The organism is Candidatus Epulonipiscium viviparus, from assembly GCF_030708075.1.
Taxonomy (GTDB): domain Bacteria; phylum Bacillota; class Clostridia; order Lachnospirales; family Cellulosilyticaceae; genus Epulonipiscioides; species Epulonipiscioides viviparus.
Genome location: NZ_CP117982.1, coordinates 2,782,530 through 2,802,977, shown reverse-complemented (window position 1 = coordinate 2,802,977; position 20,448 = coordinate 2,782,530). Strand labels below are relative to the sequence as shown.

Here is a 20,448-nt window from a genome sequence, read left to right as displayed (position 1 = left end):
CTTTTTTCATGTTTCAAATATTAAATATCTGATAATTCTAAAAATATATCGTTTTCTAAATCATTATCATACGTGTCCGTTAATATTTTTTCCTGATGGTTACTTGTTTCTCTATATCCTTTGGGTATGCGAACCGTAAAGCAGGTGCATTCGGTATCGCTTTTAACTACAATTTCTCCTTCATGCAATTTGGCTACCGTATAAGATAATGCCAATCCTATGCCACTGCCATCATTTTTTCTGGTCAAAATTTCTTCTATTATAAAAAACGGCGCAAAAATATTTTCCTTTAGAGTTTTTGGTATAGGTCTGCCAAAGTTTGTAACTGCAATATCCACAAAACACTCAGATGATGTTAGTTCTATTAAAATTTCTCCATCTATTTCTGTATGCTTAATTGCATTTGAAATAATATTCAATATAACTTTCTTTATATAATAAGCATCTACATATACAAAATTTTCCAATAAATTATTCTCTAATTTTATAGTAATGTTTTTGAAATTTGGATTTCGCTCTAGCACTTCTAAAATTTGTCTCGTTAACAACTCTATATCTATTTTTTCATATTTCAGCTGATACTTTCCATTTGTTAGCTCTATCATACTAATCAGGTTATTAATCAACCTTGTGAGTCTATTGATATTTTTCTTAAAACGATTATATTTTTCTGGAGGAATATTATCTTGTATTAATGTACTGGTTGAGTTTATTAAAGTGAGCGGAGTTCTAAGCTCGTGCGAAATTACAGATAAAAAATTATCATAGATCTTTTCTAATTCTTTGGTCTTCAAAATTTCTAATTGCTTATTCTTATATTCCATATGCACTGTTACGTCCTCACCAGTTATATACGCAATGGATGGCTCTTCAAACGGCTTAAACTTCCACTGAATCCATCTATATTCTCCGTTTTTACATTTTACTCTGCTTGTAATAATACATTTTTGCGTTTTTCCTGCTGCAATCGAATTTTCTTCTTGCTCTTTAACATTAATCATATCCTCTGGATGTATAAAATCTCTCCAATTTTTACCTATCATTTCAAAGTTTTGCCATCCCAAGATATTGCTTACTGCCTCCGTAATATACAAAAAATTTCCTGGTTTATCTACAATAGCGCTAAAATCTGATAAAAACATATCCGTCAAAAATGTCTGCTCTATTGCCTTCAGATTTATTTCATTTTCATTAATATTCACCACTATCTCCTTATTAGACAATCCTCTTATTTTAAACAAAATACAAAAAGCCATTTCGCCTCTATAACTTATCTTTTCCACAAAAATATTTATTACAGCACTTATGGCAATCTTTTTTGCATTATGTAACTTAAGAAAATTTACATTTGCGCTCAAATATTTTTCTAACAACTCTTTCCCGTTATATTTAAAATGTTCTTCTAAGGCTTTATTGACAAATAACACTTTTCCTTCCAAATTTGTAATACAAACACTTTCCTCAATATTATTTAATAACGTCTCCACACCAATCCCCCTTTGCAAAATAAATTCTTAAAAAAAATTATATTATGTTTTCAGCTTTTTTTCAATGCTATCTCGTCCATTTTGTTATTTTGTACCTACAACAATTATAAAAATACTAAAATCAGGTATACTAACAGTAAATTAATTTTATTCAGAGGAGAGAAAAAATGATCCGGTTTATGAATTTATTCTTTATAATAGCAGCTCTTGCGTTGTCAATTACTAGCTCACCTAAGGTATATGCATCGACAACGGTGGACATAATAACATTTGATATTACTGATAACTCTAATGCTACTCCAAAAGACGAAGAAGCCCCGTCTGCCCCACAGGATGTTGCCAACGAAAAAATTGCTTATTTTACTTTTGACGATGGACCCACTAGCGATATTACAGATCAAATCCTCGATGAGCTAAAAAGGCTCAATATAAAAGCAACATTTTTTGTGGTCGGAAAAGAAATCTATCAAAAGGAAGACATATTAAAACGCATCTATAACGAAGGACACAGCATAGGCCTTCATACCTACTCTCACGATTATAAAAAAATTTATAGCAGCCCCGATGTATTTCTCCAAGAAATGCAACAGACTGCAGACTATATAAATGAAGTTTTGGGCACAGATGCAAATATAAAATTTATTAGATTTCCAGGCGGCAGTGCCGGTAAACTCAATCAAGAATTTTACGACCAAATTAAATCGGCAGGATATACTATCTTTGATTGGAACGTTAATCTAGAAGATGGCGTTCGACCAGATGCCACCGTCGAAGAACTTATCAATAATGCTAAAATTGTTAGCAACAAGATTCCTGAAAGAATTATTCTTGCTCATTGCAATTTAAATAACAAAAATACAGTTAAATCTATCGAATCTATTTATGAGTATTACAAAGCACAAGGATACACTTTTGCTCCTATTAACAACAATACTAAAGAATTTCATTACCAATTCGATAAATAATTTAGCTGTATTTCCTAATTCAGTCACATTTCATAATTTTATTTTTTTGACGGACAATTTCTTTTTACTTGCAACATCCATAAATCTATTTTATAATATCTAAATAAGAACAAGGGGGGTTCTAAATTTTGTTTGTGGTAGATTACTCCACAAGCTTGTTTGGTGACCCTCTTTTTGTTTTATCTTATTTTATCATTTGAAAGGAGTTTATAAATGAACGGACTATACAGTGAGCAGTTTGAACACGATAATTGCGGCATTGGTGCTGTTGTTGATATTTTTGGCAATAAAACCCATAAAACAGTTCAGGATTCACTTAGAATTGTTGAACATCTCGAGCATCGCGCCGGCAAAGATGCTAGTGGCGAAACCGGCGACGGTGTCGGGATTATGGTACAAGTGGGTCATAAATTTTTTACAAAAGAGTGTAATATGTTGGGTCTTGATATTGGAAACGAGAGAGATTATGGCGTGGGGATGATCTTCTTCACTCAGGATACTCAAAAACGTGCTCAGGAACAAAAACTTTTTGAAATGATTGTTCGCAAAGAGGGTGGGCAATTTATTGGCTGGAGAGAAGTTCCTGTAAATCCCGATGTTTTGGGTCATGTTGCTAGAGAATGCATGCCTTCTATATGGCAACCATTTATCCGCCGCCCTAAAAATATTGCCAAAGGACTCGATTTCGATCGCCAGCTATACATCATCCGCCGCGTATTCGAACAGGCAAAAACTGCTGATACTTATGTTTGTAGCATGTCTAGCAGGACTATCGTATACAAAGGAATGTTTCTGGTAAAACAGCTCGGTACGTTTTATTTAGACTTGATGGACCCAACCTACGAATCTGCCATGGGCATGGTTCATAGCCGATTTTCTACCAACACTTTGCCAAGCTGGAAAAGAGCGCATCCAAACCGATTTATCATGCACAACGGCGAGATCAACACCATCAATGGTAATGTAGATTTAATGATCGCTAGAGAAGAAACAGTTTGTAGCGAATATGCAGATACCGAAAAGACTTATCCTATCGTAGATTCAACCGGTTCCGATAGCGCCATGCTCGACAATGCACTAGAGTTTATGGTTATGAACGGAATGACTTTGCCAAAAGCTGTAATGACCATGATTCCCGAGCCTTGGGCAAACACAGAAATGAGCCGCCTAAAGCGAGATTTTTACGCATACTACGCAACGATGATTGAGCCTTGGGATGGCCCTGCGGCAGTAGTTTTTTGTGACGGAGACATACTCGGAGCTATCCTCGATCGCAACGGACTTCGCCCCTCTAGATATTATGTCACCAAAGATAATCGCCTAATTTTATCTAGTGAAGTAGGAGTATTGCAGCTCGACGATGAAGAAATCGAAATTAAAGACAGATTGCATCCGGGCAAAATGTTACTAGTTGATCTAAACAAACAAGCACTGATTTCTGATACCGAAATTAAAGACAATTTGGCCGCTGCACATCCTTATGGCGAGTGGCTCGATAAAAATTTGGTAACACTCGCGTCGTTGCCTATTCCACCACTCAAGCCCGAGGTTTATCCAACAAAAGATCTTGCTACCATTCAAAAAGCATTCGGATATAGCTACGAAGATGTTCGAGAAATAATTTTGCCTATGGCCAAAAATGCTATCGAGCCCACTGGTGCGATGGGAGATGACACACCTATTGCTCCGCTAAGCAAAAATCATCCCAAACTTTCGAGCTACTTTAAACAGCGCTTTGCCCAGGTGACCAACCCTCCAATAGATGCGATACGCGAAAAAGTTGTTACGGATACTAGCACCTATATTGGCGCACGAGGCAATATTCTCATCGATACGCCCGACAACTGCCGCGTTCTCAAAGTTAATAACCCTATTCTCACCGAAATAGATTTAATAAAAATTCAGCATATGAACAAGCCAGGATTTGTGGTTAAAACGATTTCTTTACTATATTACAAGAATCAAAATCTAGATGACGCTATTCAGCGCCTTTGCATTGCCGTCGATCGCGCATACCGAGATAATGCCAACGTAATTATTTTATCCGACCGCGGCGTCGATGAATATCGCAAAGCCATTCCTTCTCTACTGGCCACTGCAGCTATTTCATCGCACCTAATTATTACCAAAAAACGTACCGCAATAGCGCTCATACTCGAAACCGCAGAGCCACGCGACGTCCACGATTTTGCAACTCTGCTCGGATACGGCGCCTGCGCGGTAAATCCATACCTTGCGCATCAAACTATACGCAATTTAGTAGATAACAATGTACTGATCAAAGATTATTATGTTGCTGTCTCAGATTATAACAAAGCTGTGATCGATGGTATCGTCAAGATTGCATCTAAGATGGGAATTTCCACTATCCAAAGCTATCAAGGCAGTAAAATTTTCGAAGCCATCGGCTTATCTAGCTCGCTTGTTAACAAATATTTTATCGGTACTATTAGCAGAATCGAGGGAATTGACATCAACGATATCGACGACGATGTTACTGCCCATCATGAAAAAGCATTCGATCCGCTAGCGCTCGATACGCTCAACGAACTGCCAAGCGCCGGTGTTCACAAAATGAGAGCCGGTGCCGAGCAACATCTATACACTCCAGATACGCTATTTACTTTGCAGCGAGCTGTGCAAACCGGCAATTACGATCTCTTTAAAGAATATACCAGCAAGGTTAATACCAATGTTGAGATTCACCTGCGCAACCTTTTTGATTTTAATTTTGCAGAAGATGGTGGCATCGACATCAACGAAGTTGAAGATGAGTATCAAATCGTAAAAAGATTCTCCACTGGCCCTATGAGTTACGGCTCGCTCAGTGCGGAAGCGCATGAAACTCTTGCTATTGCCATGAACAATCTTGGCGCAAAAAGCAATACCGGAGAAGGCGGTGAAGCTCCAGAACGCTTCGGCACCAACAAAAATAGTAAGGTTAAGCAAGTGGCTTCGGCGCGATTTGGAGTTACTAGCAAATACCTCGTCAGTGCCGAAGAAATTCAGATTAAAATTGCGCAAGGTGCCAAGCCCGGAGAAGGCGGCCATCTCCCTGGAGCAAAAGTATACCCATGGATTGCCAAAACTAGGCACTCAATTTCTGGAGTTGGTCTCATTAGTCCTCCCCCTCATCACGATATTTACTCTATCGAAGACCTGGCACAGCTAATCTTTGACCTCAAAAATGCCAATACCAACGCTAATATTTCTGTAAAACTAGTATCTGACGCCGGAGTTGGGACAGTCGCTGCAGGGGTTGCAAAAGCCGGCGCTGGGCACATTACAATAAGCGGATACGACGGTGGCACAGGTGCGGCACCTAAAACTTCCATAATCAATGCAGGAATGCCTTGGGAGCTTGGCGTTGCCGAGGTTCATCAAACGCTAGTATTAAATCAGTTGCGAGATAAAATTCAACTCGAAGCTGATAGTAAAATGATGAGCGGCCGTGACTTAGCCATCGCAGCCATTTTAGGTGCAGAACAATTTTCGTTTGCAACAGGAGCGCTCATTGCCTTAGGATGTGTAATGATGAGAGTATGTAACCTAGACACTTGCCCTATGGGAATCGCAACGCAAAACCCAGTCCTGCGCGAGAGATTTGCAGGCAAGCCAGAGTATGTTGAAAATTTCATGTTATTTATGGCAAGAGATCTAAGAGAATACATGGCCCGACTAGGCGTTCGAAGTGTTAAAGAACTCACTGGGCACGTCGAATTTTTACGACAAAAAACCGAGGGCGTCTCCGCACGTGCTAAAAAACTCGACCTCTCCAAAATTTTATATCACCCAGAAATTGCCAATAGCCATCAATCTTTTAATCCTGCAGAAAAATATAACTTTGAACTCGAAAACACGACGGACCTCAAAACAATCGTACCACACTTTGCGGACGCACTAGAAACTGCCACACCAAAATTTTTAGAGCTAAAAGTTGACAACCAAGACAGAACTCTCGGCACTATTTTTGGATCTCACATCACCCGAAAGTTTGGTGACACTCTCCCTCACGATACCTTTACGATTAAATGTCTCGGCAGCATCGGCCAGAGCGTTGGAGCATTCATTCCCGCAGGTCTTACTATCGAAATCGAAGGCGATGCAAACGATTATCTCGGCAAGGGGCTTTCTGGCGGCAAAATCATTGTGTATCCTAAAAAAAACGTCAGCTTTGATAAGTCTACAAACATCGTTATCGGCAACGTCGCATTATATGGCGCAACATCTGGGCGAGCATATATTTGGGGCTCTGCAGGTGAGAGGTTTGCTGTTCGAAACTCTGGTGCGCAAGCTGTTGTAGAGGGCGTTGGCGACCATTGCTGTGAATATATGACCGGCGGGATTGTTGTTGTATTGGGGCATACTGGCAAAAACTTTGCCGCTGGAATGTCTGGCGGAACTGCCTACGTTTTAGATGAGCACAACGATTTATATTTGCGAGTGAACAAGGCCATGGTTTCTATCGATGAAATCACCGACAAGCACGACAAACAAACCCTCAAGCAACTTATATCCAATCACTACCATGCCACTGGTAGCAACAATGCCAAAAAGATTTTGGATAATTTCGAAGCCTATTTACCAAAATTCAAAAAAATCTTGCCTCATGATTATGACAAAATGATTAAGCAAATTGGTAAAATGATGGAAACTGGACTAGATGTCGAGCAAGCTGAAATTGAAGCTTTCTACAATATTAAAAGGGGGTAAATTGCCGTGGGAAAACTTACAGGTTTTTTAGAATATGCAAGAAAAGATGCACACGAAATAGACGCACACACACGAATTAATAATTATAACGAGTTTCACATTCCTCTTGATGCCGAAGATCGCCAAAAACAGGGAGCTCGATGCATGGACTGCGGCGTTCCGTATTGTAATTATGGAATGATTCTAAACAATTCAACTACCGGATGCCCTCTTAACAATCTAATTCCCGAATGGAACGAACTGATTTATACTGGCAATCTGAAGGAGGCGCACAAACGTCTACGAGTTACAAACCGCTTCCCCGAATTTACTTCGAGAGTTTGTCCCGCACCATGCGAAGTTGCTTGTATATGCGGCTACACATCTGGCTTTGCCGTTACAATCAAAGAAAATGAATATGCCATCAGCGAAAACGCCTACGACAAAGGCTATATCAAAGCAGAGCCCATTCTCTCTCGCACCGGCAAACGAATTGCAGTAGTTGGCTCCGGCCCTGCTGGATTGGCAGCTGCAGATTGGCTAAACAAACGCGGGCACAACGTTACTGTATACGAAAAGTCTGATCGAGTTGGCGGTTTGCTGATGTATGGCATTCCCAATATGAAAATCGAAAAGCATATTATCGATCGCCGAGTTAATATAATGAAACAAGAAGGCATCGAGTTTATCATCAACGCTAACGTTGGCGCCAATGTTTCTGCTGCAGAGCTAGTTGACCGGTATGATCGAGTAATACTGTGTACTGGTGCTGAGAATCCGCGCCGCATCCTCGCCGCAAACAACGAGGCAAACGGCATATATATGGCAGTAGATTATCTAACAGAAGCCACCCGATCTCTACTAAATGGGCACCCCTCTCCAATCTCTGCCGAACGCAAAAACGTGCTCGTTATAGGCGGTGGCGATACAGGCAACGATTGCGTGGGAACAGCAATTAGGCAAGGTGCTTCATCCGTTATTCAAATCGAGATGATGCCCGAACCTCCCGCATCTCGCGATTCTAACAATCCGTGGCCCGAATATCCTCGCACTCTCAAAACCGACTATGGACAACACGAGGCAATTGCCAAGTTCGGTGAAGACCCTCGCATTTTTTCTGCAACTGTCAAAGAATTTTTTGTCAACGATGAATATCATGTTGCTGGTGCTTTGATCGCCAAATTGCAACCCGAAAAAGACGAAGCCACGGGGCGCATAAATATGATACCAACAGGCGAAGACTTCAACGTTGCCGCAGACATTGTTTTCATTGCCGCAGGGTTTGTCGGCACCCGCGACTATATCTTTGAGCAATTTGGTTTGGCATCTGATTCGCGAAATAATATAGCAACGACAGATTTTCAAACCAGCCACGAGAAAGTTTATGCCGCTGGAGATGCGCGACGCGGTCAAAGTCTTGTAGTCTGGGCACTACGAGAAGGGCAAGACGTTGCAAGAGCTGTTGATAAATCTCTAATGGGCTACAGTAATTTATAATTAATTTTAGCAGAGGTGAGTGTTTCGCTTCTGCTTTTTTATTGACACATATTTTGAAATATTATACAATATTTTTGTTACATATTATTAATTATGAAGGAGACGTAAACATTGCTGGTCAGTGGCAAGCTGCTATCGACAAGATTAATGCGTCTATTACAAAATAATTATAATAATTTAGGAGGAATTTTATGTCACCAACAGATTACCCATTGATGGGATTTAACGTCCCTCATTCTAGCATAATGGACGGCGACTTCGCAGCTGCAGCCGCCAATGTTGAATTCAATTCACGCGGGTTACCCAAAAATCGAATCAACGTCTACTCAGAATATTGGCAACCTGCAGGCAAAGAACCGGGGCTTTCGTTTGATAGATTATCCAGCGGCGGCCTCGCTACTGCAGTCTACACAACAACATCACCACTCGTTTTTGACAAAGAGTTGCATAAGAGCGACGTTTTATATTGGAGATTTGCTGCTCAGTCTGAGTATGCATGCGACGGTACCGTTACGCTATCTTTAATATTTGATCATGGTGCCGAAATAATTTTGGCCGATAAAATTGCCGTACCTTTTGCACCTAATCCTAGTCAAGAATTTACGGGCATCTTCATTATTTCACATGAAGAATACGGCATGCCTAAAGTTCGGCTCACTCTTTCATCTCAACATCAGATTAATGTGTTCGTTGAATATGTCGATCTAGTTTTGTCAACCCAAGCTGCAGATCTCTGGAATATTATGGCAAAAGATACCCCCAAAGGCATTGCGCTCAAGTTTAACCATCTCGCAGATATATATCGAAGCGATCAAAAACGCAGCGGCTATACTAAGATCGCATCATCGGCCGCGTCATCATTTTTAGATACAACGGCAGTTCCCGGTCGAACCTACTACTATTGTGCCGCACCTGCCACGACTGCAATCGGAAGAATGGCATCCTATCCAGTTGCTGTTACCAAGCTAGATGATGGCGTTTCTCTTGCGCCGACCGATTTAATAGCAACCGCGTCGAAGTGGGAAGTTGCTCTCACGTGGACTGACCCAAATCACGACACCGAATTTTATAATATTTATCGAGCCGATTCTATTTCCGAAACATTGTCGCTATTAACATATCATCATCCCACCAATCAATACGTCGATCTGCTACCTATCAAAGGCGGCGCCAATACTTACGCTATAACCGCGGTAGATTTTAGCGGCAACGAAAGTCCTCTGTCTGCTACCGCAATTGCCACTGTTTCTGCAGTTCCCGGTGCTTCATTTAGCGATTTAATCTTGCCGCTCCCTATAACTGAAACGTTTGTATCCGACGGCATTTGGGGTGAGCCATACACCAAACCACGCGATATCAATAACGGCATCGAAGACAACGAATTTTCATACTGGGGCGGTCGTATTGTCGAAGAAGACGGCAAGTATCATATCAATATAGTTCGATGGCCCGAGAATACTAGAAAAGGTCATTGGGACTGGCCTAAATCTACTGTCGCTTATGCAGTATCAGACTCTGCCACCGGTCCTTTTAAGATTGTACGCTCCGAAGCATATACCTACACAACTGCCGAGGGTGTGGATAATTTTAACAGTTCGGGTCACAATGCCAACATAATTTTGATGAACGACGGATCCTATTTGCTATACATTTTGGTTCGCTTCGTTCCTATAATTTTGAGTTCAAAGTCTATTGCAGGTCCATGGAAATACGAAGGCATTTTGGAGGTTGATGCCGCTCCGACAGAAGTTCCTCACTTGCGCAACAATTTATCTGGTCTACAATTAGACGATGGATCGATATACTTTATGAGTAAACGGGGCATCGCAATCCGAAGCGATGTAGGAATTTTGGGGCCATATCAGGTTCTATGCGGACCCACTTCTGCCAACGAATCACTACCTGCAGAGTATCGAAATTCCGACTACGAAGACCCCGTTGTATGGAAAGATGAAGTGCAGTTTCATATGATTATCAATGCATTCTTAGATTTGAGAGCAGTATATTTGCGATCCCCTGATGGAATAAATTGGTTTTATGAAGACGGCTTTGCTTATGCCCCATCTCTTACCGTATATACAGATGGTACTCGCACCCTTTGGCATAAAGTTGAGAGACCCAACGTTCTCGTTGACCAGTTTGGCAGAGCTACACACCTCACAATGGCCGCCATCGACTATGCCAAAGAACTCGACTATCCCAATGATAATCACAGCTCCAAAAATCAGGTGCTTCCTCTTATAGTTTATCGAAGGCTTCGTTGGCTGGGCAATATGCAATTACTTATTTTAACCGAGAATTCTATGAGCAATGATTTTGATCTTGATTCATTTAGACTCGGCTCTTCTATTGCAGTAAACTTTGGCGGCGGCGCAACGGTCGCGGCAACTACTTCGCATCCGGATGGTATCGCATTAACGTTTGTCGGTGATACACAACTAAGCGATGCCCCTTCCGATTTCGCAGCCAAACTCATCGGCAAAACTGCTGCCGGCGAACTTGTGGTTGGGTATGTTCGCGTATAATTTATAGAAAGGAAGAACAACCGCGGGCGCTCCTCAGCATAATCACGGCGAACCCATTTGGGAAACCGCCAAGTTTTTAACACAAGGAGGTTTTTTATATGAAAACAACAAAATTATTTAATTCATTAATTGGAATCACACTTGTTATCGGAACCCTCACTGCTTGTACCACTCCAGAGCCTGTTACCACAGATACTTCATCGCCAGCTCCTATTGAAGCTATTCAAGATTTTGGCGGAATGAAAATCACTTTAGGCAACTGGGCCACAAAATATCAAGGCGAACCCGAAGAAAAAGCTAGTGCTCAAGACGAAGCCCTCTGGGAATATCGCAATGAGATGATGGATAAACATAATTTCACCTTTGAAATGATTGGTGTTGGCAGATGGCAAGATATACCAGAATTATTCTCCACTTCTACTATGGCTGGAGAGCCAGCAGCAAGCATGTTTAGATTTAATGCCTCTCTAGTTGGCGTTGCAAAAGACAGCGGATTGGCCTATGACTTAGCCACGCTAGAAAATTTCGATTTGGATGATCCCAAATGGAGCCAACCTCTTCGAGAAATAATGACCGTAGGAGACAGCGTCTATGGAATTGCACCTATCAGCCGCCCTTCCAAAGTATTATTTTTCAATAAACGTCTATTTGAAGAAGCTGGTCTAGATCCTGATTTGCTATATGATTTGCAAGCTTCGGGAGACTGGACTTGGGACCAATTTATGGAGATTAGCCAGCAAGTTACACGCGATACTGATAACGATGGCATCAATGACATATATGCTATTTCTATTTCGTCTGGGAACTTTACCGCTGCCGCAGTATTTTCAAATGGCGGAAGCTATATTGCAAAAGATGAGGACGGAATGTTTTACAATAACACTATGTCTTCCGAAAGTTTAAAGGCCTTCGAGTGGGCTAACGCATATTATGACACTGGCTTTGGCACGGCACCCGAGAGATGGGATGGGCATCAAGATTTGTTTGTTACCGGTAAAATTGCCATGTATCTCGGAAATGAGTCTGAAGCTGCAACAAGATTTTCAACAGACATGACCGATGACTACGGCTTGGTGGTCTTTCCTAAGGGCCCCGATGCAGAAAACTATACGGCGCTATTTAACGACTCCGCATTCGTTATTCCAAACAGTTTTTCTAAAGATGAGGCCGAAGCAATAGCATTTGCTTATGACATGTGGATGGACCCTGCGCCTGGATATGATGGCCCCGACGACTGGATGGCAGCTTTATATCCTATCTATCGAGATCCTCGTGCAGTCGAGGAAAGCATTGCTCTTATGCGAAGCAACGGCGTTGCCACATCAGACCTATCCATTTTAATTAATAATGCCGTCAAGACCAGTACCGCCGCCGACAAAATCTATTGGAACGAACAAACCGTTATGGAAGCTCTCGAATCTCAAAGCGCAATTTGGCAAGTAGAAATAGATAAGCTAAATAAGAAATAATTACTAGTTGCCTATGATGACGCATCGTAGGCTTTTTTTCTTCACATTTTCTTAACTTTGGTGTAATTTTTGCTTGACAACCAAATAAGCGTACCATATAATTGTCATGATAATATATAATTTTCAAACTATAAAAGGAGGCAATTCATGAATAGTAAACAAAAAAATCTAGATGGGAGCGTACCAAGGCTGCCTTTCTTGATTGCTGGCAACTATATCTTCTACTCCTACTTCCGATGCTGTATATGTTGGTTTTCCACTATTTTCCTATGTATGGAGCGCAAATTGCGTTTCGTGATTATCGACCAGTGGATGGCATTTGGGGAAGCGAGTGGGTAGGCTTCGAACACTTTGCACGCTTTTTCGATTATTATCAATTTGCTGACATCATGAAAAACACTTTAACCATCAGTCTTTATGGGCTTGTTGTGGGTATTCCGTTTCCTGTAATTTTGGCAATATTACTAAAGTACTGTCCTAACAAAAAGTTTGGCAAATCGGTTCAAATCATTACATACGCGCCTCACTTTATTTCAGTTGTTGTTATGGTTTCTATCATAATGAAAACTCTCGACCCTCGAAACGGACTGATCAACAATCTACTTGGGGTCTTTGGAATAGACTATAGCCTCAATTTGCTTGCTATGCCCGAGGCATTCTCGTCGGTATATGTCTGGTCTGGGATCTGGCAAACGATGGGCTTTTCTGCGATCATCTATATTGCGATTTTGACGGGCGTTGATATAAGTTTACACGAAGCGGCTATGGTCGATGGCGCCAACGTAGTTCAACGAATCCGCCACATCGACTTTCCTGCCCTCATCCCGCAGATAACCATTTTGCTGATTCTTAGCTTGGGACGCATCTTAAATGTAGGCTTGAGAAAACCTTACTTATGCAAAACTCTCTCAACGCATCGGCATCGGAGGTTATTTCTACCTATGTATATAAGATGGGTATCGCCGCATCATTTCCAGATGTTTCCTATACCTCTGCAGTAGGATTATTTCAGTCTGTCATTGCGTTTATACTGATTTTTATTGTTAATAAAGTAGCACAGAAATATGGGGAGATGAGCTTATGGTAGAAAATTTACAGCCAACTACAAAATTAGTTACACCAAAAAAACCTAAGCGGGAGTTCAATTCCGACAAGGTATTTTATGTTATCGTTTATGCTTTACTTATCTTTACTGCGATAATTATTCTATATCCTTTGTGGTATATTTTCATATCATCATTTAGCTCTGGCGCCCGCGTCGCTGCCGGAGAAGTTGTCTTCTGGCCTTTGATATCACTTTCGATGGGTACAAGGCTATTTTAGAACACAACAGCATTCCAACTGGCTTCAAAAATACATTTTTATATACAGTTTCGGGCACCGCAATCAACGTTGCGATGACTGTTATGGCAGCATACGCGCTATCTCGCTCCAAGCTTCCGTATAGAAATCAGATTACACTATTTTTTGCGTTCACAATGTGGTTTAACGGCGGAATGATTCCTACCTATTTGCTATACAAAGATCTTCATCTTATTGACAATCCGCTGGTTATGATAATTCCTGGGGCGCTTGGCATTTGGAATATGGTTATCACTCGCACATATTTTCAGAAGTCGATTCCCAACGAGCTACTCGAAGCGGCTACAATGGATGGCTGCAGCGATATTGGCTACTTGCTAAAAATTGTACTTCCGCTGTCAAAGCCTATCATTGCGGTAATCACGCTATACTATGCTGTTGGCCACTGGAACGCATTCTTTAACGCAATGATTTATCTACACACTCCTGACTACTATCCATTGCAACTTATCATGCGAGATATTTTAATCATTGGGCAGAATACAGAAATGTCGTCAGCCGGATACACTATGGAAGAAATTTTATACCGCGAAAACCTACAAAACATGTTACAGTACTCGGTTATCGTTGTATCAACAGCTCCTATGCTTATTTTATATCCATTTGTACAAAAATATTTTGTACAAGGAATTATGGTTGGGGCGCTAAAGGGATAATTTTATTGGGTTCACAGATTACTGTGACCCTTTTTTTAGTTGCTTCAATTTATCTATAATACTCATCAATACTTGCGAATTATATCCCAATACTTTTACCACTACGGCATCTCCAAGAGCTTGGCTCACACCAAATAGTACTTCCTCCGCTATGTTGCTCAAATATTCTCTTATCGCCACTATCGATTTGCTGCCATATCCTACCATAACCGCATGCAACAGGTGCGTATACCCATCATATAGCAATAATCCCGACATCGCCATTTCCTGTGGCTCAAACCTCGCGTTATCAAAATATATCAACTCTTCTGCAACATAAATTTTGAGCCTAGATTTGTAATATCTATATCGAAAAACTTCATTATAATGAACCCGCCCCGCAACCAACACTTCTGCAAACATCAACTTCGATGCGTCATCCGCTAACTTCACCGTTGTGACATTAGCAAAAGCGGAGTCTGCAAACGGAATGGTTGGCATCGGGGTATATAGTAACTCAGATTCGCTTGCAACAGAAATGGCTGTTTCCCTCGTTGCGCAGCCAGTTTTCATTTTGTGAATTTTCTCATATGACTGAGATGTTATCTCCACTTTGCTATTTTCTTCTATATCTATTGCTATATTTTGCGTATCGCCTTCCATAATTCCTGCAGATGATGAGAGAAGCATCACCGATACAAACCCATCATCTGCCGCAAACGGTGTCATTACTTTAAACGGCGACGTAAAGTAACAATTATACAATATATTATCTCTCATTTTAATATTTAATTCAGAAATTTGAGCATAATTATTTGTCATTGCTATATCCTTCTAATAATATATCACTCTTAATCCAAGCAACAACCTCGTCAATGCCCACATTACCTTTTATGTTTGAAAAAACAAATGGACGGCCCTTTCTCATCAACTTTGCATCGCGCTCCATCACATCAAGGCTGGCTCCCACATATGGTGCAAGGTCTATCTTATTGATTAGCAATAGATCAGATCGAGTTATTCCCGGCCCACCTTTTCGCGGAATCTTATCTCCCTCGGCAACATCGATTACAAAAATCGTCGCATCAACCAACTCCGGGCTAAACGTTGCCGATAAATTATCTCCACCGCTTTCTACAAATATGATATCCAAGTCATCGAAGCGCTTGGTCAACTCATCTATTGCCTCCAAATTCATAGAAGCATCTTCGCGTATTGCCGTATGCGGGCAGCCTCCCGTTTCTACTCCTATAATTCTATCTATTTCTAACACACTGTTTTGCGCCAAAAACTCCGCATCTTCTTTTGTATAGATATCATTTGTTACAACCGCAATACTATATTCTGCCGAAAGCCTCCTCGTTAAGCATTCGATCAAGGCAGTTTTTCCCGATCCCACCGGCCCTGCAACCCCTATTTTTACATAATTCATATAGATTCCTCTTTCTTATTTTACCAATTTTGCTTATGACATATATAATCTCGAATAGAGCGTTTCGTGTTGCATGCATCGTATATCGTATGCAGGGGAAGCCAACCCCAGATCTTCTTCGTGTGCAGCCAACACTTTGTCAATAATTTCGTCATATTCTTTTGCCATTTCATGCAAGATTTGCTGTCCTTCGGTTTGGCTAAGAGGCACTGTCTTAACGCAGTTTATAACAACTGCCGAGACTTGCGAATAAATATAAAACTCCAACGCGGTTCTCTTATCTACTTCAATGCCACTACAAAACGCACCATATATTACTGAATAGTTAAGCAAGTGTACAAACTTCATCACTATCCCCATAGACGTTATGGTCTTTATAAATCGGTTACCCAATTTGAGGCTGGCTTCTCGAATTTCTTTTGCAGACTTTAAGGCAAGAAGCGTTTTGTCTAGCTCGCATAATTTTTCGGCACAGTTTGTTTCTGCATAGTCAAATGCCAACGATGCCGATAGCAGTTCTGTATATGTTGCCATTATTTTTAAATTGGAAGAAATATAGGCAATTGCGTCTGCCTTATTTTTAATTTTGTCATATGCGATATATGATTCTAATCCATACGAATGATTATAAGATCCTATTGGAAATACCGCATCGTTTACCTGCATCAGCAAGTATAAGCTAGTACTTGTGGGTGTGCGCATAAAATTTACCTTCTAACTTGCCATCACTGCCATCGTATCCGCCATCATGAGAATGCGAATGCCCTGCTGAACCCGAAATCATATTTTGGTCTGTAAACACTGCCTCTCCAACATGTACCGCAACGCCCAGCTTTTCTAGCAACACTTTGATCGGCTCTTCTACCGTTGTATAAAACTCTAGAGGATCGCTTCCTTTATATAGCGGAGCATGTCTATTGCCAATTTCATAGCACACTTTTGCTACCATCGCTGCATTTGGCACATTGATAATCAATGCTTCTGCAGGCAATATTTCTACAACATACGCTACCGCCCCCTCTGTTGCCAATACGTCGCCAGTTTTTAGACCTAAAGCCGCTTGCGCATCGTCAAATCTTATGGCAATATCGCCTTTCTTAATAATTCTCTTGTGACGCTCGTGCCACTCAATTTCAATTTTTGTGGGAACATAGTTTTGATAATCTTCTATATTTCCTATAACTTTTTCTATTAGCATAATTGCCTCCTAAAATAAATAGTATAACTGCGTCATCGGCAGTGTCATTGCAACATTACTTTTTATCACTTCTGCGTCCACTGCAACTTCGTAGGTTTCTGCATCTACTACAATTGACGGCGTCGCATTGTTGTGTATTAAATCTTTTTTGCCAATATTTCTACAGTTCGATACCGGGATCAACATCTTTTCAAGGCCCAATCGCTCTTTGATACCATTCTCCAAACTTGCTTTTGATACAAACGTTGCGCAGGTTTTATATTTTGCCTTTCCAGCTGCCCCAAACATATTTTTATATATTACTGGTTGCGGTGTCGGGATCGATGCATTGGCGTCACCCATCTTTGCGGCAATAATAAAACCTCCTTTAATAATCATCTCTGGCTTTACTCCAAAAAACGCTGGTTTCCATATGACCAAGTCCGCGATTTTGCCCACCTCAACAGACCCCACATGTTCCGCAAAGCCCGTCGCTATTGCAGGGTTTATTGTATACTTTGCAACATATCTCTTTGCTCTAAAATTATCGTTACCCGCTTTATCTTCGGGAAGCGGCCCTCTTTGGACTTTCATGCTGTGAGCTGTTTGCCATGTTCTGGTAATTACTTCGCCTACTCTTCCCATTGCCTGAGAATCTGAAGACATTATCGAAAAAACTCCCATGTCATGCAGCACATCCTCCGCCGCAATAGTCTCGGGGCGAATTCGCGAATCGGCAAATGCAACATCCTCTGAAATTTTTTTATCTAAATGATGACACACCATCAGCATGTCTAGATGCTCATCTAGCGTGTTTCTCGTATATGGCATGGTTGGATTTGTTGAAGCTGGCAATACATTTTCCATCCCCGCAATAGTAATTATGTCTGGCGCATGGCCTCCTCCTGCTCCTTCTGTATGAAACGTGTGGATGGTTCGTCCCGCAATGGCCGCGATAGTATCTTCTACACATCCTGCCTCGTTTAATGTGTCTGTGTGTATGGCAACTTGCACATCATATTTATCTGCAACTGTAAGGCACTGATCGATCGCTGCCGGAGTCGATCCCCAATCTTCATGCAACTTAAGTCCCATTGCACCTGCAAGAATCTGCTCTGCAAGAGGCGCTTCTGTGGAACAATTACCCTTTCCGTAGAAGCCCAAGTTCATTGGATATTCTTCTGCAGCCTCGAGCATTCGTTCTATATTAAAAGGGCCGGGTGTACAAGTGGTAGCGTTTGTTCCTGCAGAAGGACCAGTGCCACCTCCAATCATTGTGGTCACCCCGCTATATAACGCTGTTTCTATTTGCTGAGGACAGATATAATGGATATGCGTATCGATCGCGCCTGCGGTGATGATCATGTTTTCACCAGCAATAGCCTCTGTGCTTGCACCAACAATCATCGATACTCCATCTTGGATATCCGGATTTCCTGCCTTTCCAATACCTGCAATTTTGCCGTCTTTGATGCCTATGTCTGCCTTTACAATTCCCCAGTGATCTAGTATCAGAGCATTGGTGATTACCACATCTAGTGCGGCGTCGGAGGCTGCCGTTGCGCTAGATCCCATTCCATCTCGCAGAGTTTTTCCGCCACCAAACTTAACTTCTTCTCCATATACCGTATAATCTTTTTCTACTTCAATAAATAAATCCGTATCTGCCAGCCGAACTTTATCACCAACAGTGGGCCCAAACATCGATACATAGCTACTTCTGGATATTATCATTATCTACACACCTCTATCGTTTCTGTCAATTCCATCATTTCTTCTACTGCTTCTATCATTTCTATTATTTCTGCTGTAGTTTCTATTTTTCCATTTGTCATCCCATTTAGGCCGACGCAAATTTTATTTCCACCAAGCTCTACCACTTCTACAAGCTTCTCTTCGCCAGGCTCAAACCTCACCGACGTTCCCGACGCGATGTTGAGTCTATATCCATATGCTTGCGCTCTTTCGAAATGCAAGAGTTTGTTTACTTCGAAAAAGTGAAAATGAGACCCAACTTGAACCGGCCTATCTCCCAGATTTCTAACCTTAATCGTCTTTGTATTTTTTTCGGCATTGATTTCGATCGCTGCCTTTGCTAATATTATCTCTCCAGGAATCATATCCTCCGCTCCTTCTTTTTATCGTATTGGGTTATGAACCGTAACCAGCTTTGTACCGTCTGGAAAAGTTCCTTCTATCTGAATTTCTTCAATCATCTCTGGAACACCCTCCATAACATCATCTCGCTCCAAAAAAGTTGCTCCTATTTGCATCAGCTCGGTTACCGTTTTGCCGTCGCGCACCAGCTCGTATAGCTCGGACGAAATGTACGCCACCGCTTCTACATAATTTAGCTTGAGCCCTCTTCCTCGCCTAGCCTTTGCCAGTTCTCCCGCTTGATGAATCATCAGTCGTTCCATTTCTCGTGGTGTTAAATGCATGATTTACCTCATTTCTAAAAATTTACTTTATTTATTGTAATACCAAATACTAGAAAATTTCAAGGCAATTTTAACATTAAATCTAGTAATTTAGATAAAAATCGTGTATACTTTTTCTGATAAAGGAGGTGCTACAGTGGAAGATAAGCAAAAATTTTCAGTTGCTTTAGACGATATTGAGTTTACTAAATTTGCCAGATTTGACGCTTGGATACATCAACGCAAGCTGATTGCGGCAGTTGTGTTCGTTGCCATATTTGGGTTACTTGGAATATTTGCCACAGTATCTGCAATACAAACGCAAGATTCACTCATTTTTGCCGCCGTATTATTTTTTGTAATGCTTACAATTCCTTTTGTATACGTTGTAACATTTGAGGCATCTATAAAGAAGGAGTGTAATCGATTTCAGCTGGCTCAACCCAAGTTTGCTTATGATTTAGCATTCACATCTGATAGCATTACTATTGCCGCATCGAATAATTCTCATATGACATTTAAATGGTCGCAAGTCGACAGCGTATGGAAACGCAAAGATGTTACGTATATTTATATTGCAACGAAGGCGTATATCATCCCAAACGCATCTGGCGATACCGAAACTTTATGGAACTTGTTTCGGGCAAAACTGGCAAGCCACCAATGTCATCAATAAAAAAATACCTCCTGTGCCGCAACTGATGCTCGCATAAGAGGTATTTTTCGCTATTTTATTAGTAAGCTAGGCAACCACAAGCTGATCTGCGGTATAAATGTTACTAGCATC

Annotated in this window: 17 protein-coding genes; 9 read left to right on the top strand and 8 right to left on the bottom strand. The window is 41.1% G+C overall.

Annotation, left to right across the window (positions count from 1 at the left end; translation table 11 throughout):
• Positions 1 to 20: 20 nt before the first annotated feature.
• The gene (locus PCY70_RS11970) at positions 21 to 1,487 is read right to left on the bottom strand and encodes a sensor histidine kinase (RefSeq protein WP_305767506.1); all 1,467 of its coding nucleotides are present in this window, start codon (positions 1,485 to 1,487) and stop codon (positions 21 to 23) included.
• A gap of 167 nt (positions 1,488 to 1,654) precedes the next feature.
• Here PCY70_RS11970 and PCY70_RS11965 point away from each other — a divergent pair, with 167 nt between their 5' ends.
• The 8 genes from PCY70_RS11965 (at position 1,655) to PCY70_RS11930 (ending at position 14,653) form a co-directional block, all read left to right on the top strand.
• Positions 1,655 to 2,452 carry a polysaccharide deacetylase family protein gene (locus tag PCY70_RS11965; protein WP_305767505.1) on the top strand — a complete coding sequence of 266 codons (798 nt, stop codon included), beginning with the start codon at positions 1,655 to 1,657 and terminating at the stop codon, positions 2,450 to 2,452.
• Between the two features lie 213 nt (positions 2,453 to 2,665).
• On the top strand, positions 2,666 to 7,165 hold the full coding sequence (gltB, locus tag PCY70_RS11960) for a glutamate synthase large subunit (protein WP_305767504.1): 4,500 nt from the start codon (positions 2,666 to 2,668) through the stop codon (positions 7,163 to 7,165).
• Positions 7,166 to 7,171: 6 nt separating this feature from the next.
• Positions 7,172 to 8,641, top strand: coding sequence for a glutamate synthase subunit beta (locus PCY70_RS11955; RefSeq protein WP_305767503.1), 1,470 nt, complete (start codon positions 7,172 to 7,174; stop codon positions 8,639 to 8,641).
• A gap of 191 nt (positions 8,642 to 8,832) precedes the next feature.
• Positions 8,833 to 11,166 carry a hypothetical protein gene (locus PCY70_RS11950; RefSeq protein WP_305767502.1) on the top strand — a complete coding sequence of 778 codons (2,334 nt, stop codon included), beginning with the start codon at positions 8,833 to 8,835 and terminating at the stop codon, positions 11,164 to 11,166.
• A gap of 98 nt (positions 11,167 to 11,264) precedes the next feature.
• A complete protein-coding gene (locus PCY70_RS11945; RefSeq protein WP_305767501.1) occupies positions 11,265 to 12,635 on the top strand; it encodes an ABC transporter substrate-binding protein in 1,371 nt (456 codons plus the stop codon).
• Positions 12,636 to 12,880: 245 nt separating this feature from the next.
• Positions 12,881 to 13,636, top strand: coding sequence for an ABC transporter permease subunit (locus PCY70_RS11940; RefSeq protein WP_305767500.1), 756 nt, complete (start codon positions 12,881 to 12,883; stop codon positions 13,634 to 13,636).
• 79 nt (positions 13,637 to 13,715) lie between these two features.
• Positions 13,716 to 13,958, top strand: a complete 243-nt coding sequence (locus PCY70_RS11935; protein WP_305767499.1) for a hypothetical protein — start codon at positions 13,716 to 13,718, stop codon at positions 13,956 to 13,958.
• 83 nt (positions 13,959 to 14,041) lie between these two features.
• Positions 14,042 to 14,653, top strand: coding sequence for a carbohydrate ABC transporter permease (locus tag PCY70_RS11930; RefSeq protein WP_305767498.1), 612 nt, complete (start codon positions 14,042 to 14,044; stop codon positions 14,651 to 14,653).
• 18 nt (positions 14,654 to 14,671) lie between these two features.
• Here the strand turns inward: PCY70_RS11930 and PCY70_RS11925 are convergent, their stop codons facing one another.
• The 7 genes from PCY70_RS11925 to ureA are packed head-to-tail and all read right to left on the bottom strand — an operon-like array spanning position 14,672 to position 19,682.
• Complete coding sequence (locus PCY70_RS11925) at positions 14,672 to 15,454, bottom strand: urease accessory protein UreD (protein WP_052296472.1); 783 nt, start codon at positions 15,452 to 15,454, stop codon at positions 14,672 to 14,674.
• Positions 15,444 to 16,064 carry an urease accessory protein UreG gene (gene ureG / locus PCY70_RS11920; RefSeq protein WP_010167802.1) on the bottom strand — a complete coding sequence of 207 codons (621 nt, stop codon included), beginning with the start codon at positions 16,062 to 16,064 and terminating at the stop codon, positions 15,444 to 15,446. The genes PCY70_RS11925 and ureG overlap by 11 nt, the downstream gene beginning before the upstream one ends.
• 33 nt (positions 16,065 to 16,097) lie before the next feature.
• Positions 16,098 to 16,766 carry an urease accessory protein UreF gene (locus tag PCY70_RS11915; protein WP_029488143.1) on the bottom strand — a complete coding sequence of 223 codons (669 nt, stop codon included), beginning with the start codon at positions 16,764 to 16,766 and terminating at the stop codon, positions 16,098 to 16,100.
• Positions 16,744 to 17,262, bottom strand: a complete 519-nt coding sequence (locus PCY70_RS11910; RefSeq protein WP_305767497.1) for an urease accessory protein UreE — start codon at positions 17,260 to 17,262, stop codon at positions 16,744 to 16,746. The genes PCY70_RS11915 and PCY70_RS11910 overlap by 23 nt, the downstream gene beginning before the upstream one ends.
• A 9-nt stretch (positions 17,263 to 17,271) precedes the next feature.
• Positions 17,272 to 18,975: an urease subunit beta gene (gene ureB / locus PCY70_RS11905; protein WP_305767496.1), complete on the bottom strand. Its 1,704-nt coding sequence runs from the start codon at positions 18,973 to 18,975 to the stop codon at positions 17,272 to 17,274.
• Positions 18,975 to 19,361, bottom strand: coding sequence for an urease subunit beta (locus PCY70_RS11900; RefSeq protein WP_305767495.1), 387 nt, complete (start codon positions 19,359 to 19,361; stop codon positions 18,975 to 18,977). The genes ureB and PCY70_RS11900 overlap by 1 nt, the downstream gene beginning before the upstream one ends.
• An 18-nt stretch (positions 19,362 to 19,379) precedes the next feature.
• Positions 19,380 to 19,682, bottom strand: a complete 303-nt coding sequence (ureA, locus tag PCY70_RS11895) for an urease subunit gamma (RefSeq protein WP_010167794.1) — start codon at positions 19,680 to 19,682, stop codon at positions 19,380 to 19,382.
• Between the two features lie 136 nt (positions 19,683 to 19,818).
• On the opposite strand from ureA, the gene PCY70_RS11890 reads away from it, so the two are divergent.
• Positions 19,819 to 20,337, top strand: a complete 519-nt coding sequence (locus PCY70_RS11890; protein ID WP_305767494.1) for a YcxB family protein — start codon at positions 19,819 to 19,821, stop codon at positions 20,335 to 20,337.
• Positions 20,338 to 20,448: the final 111 nt, after the last annotated feature.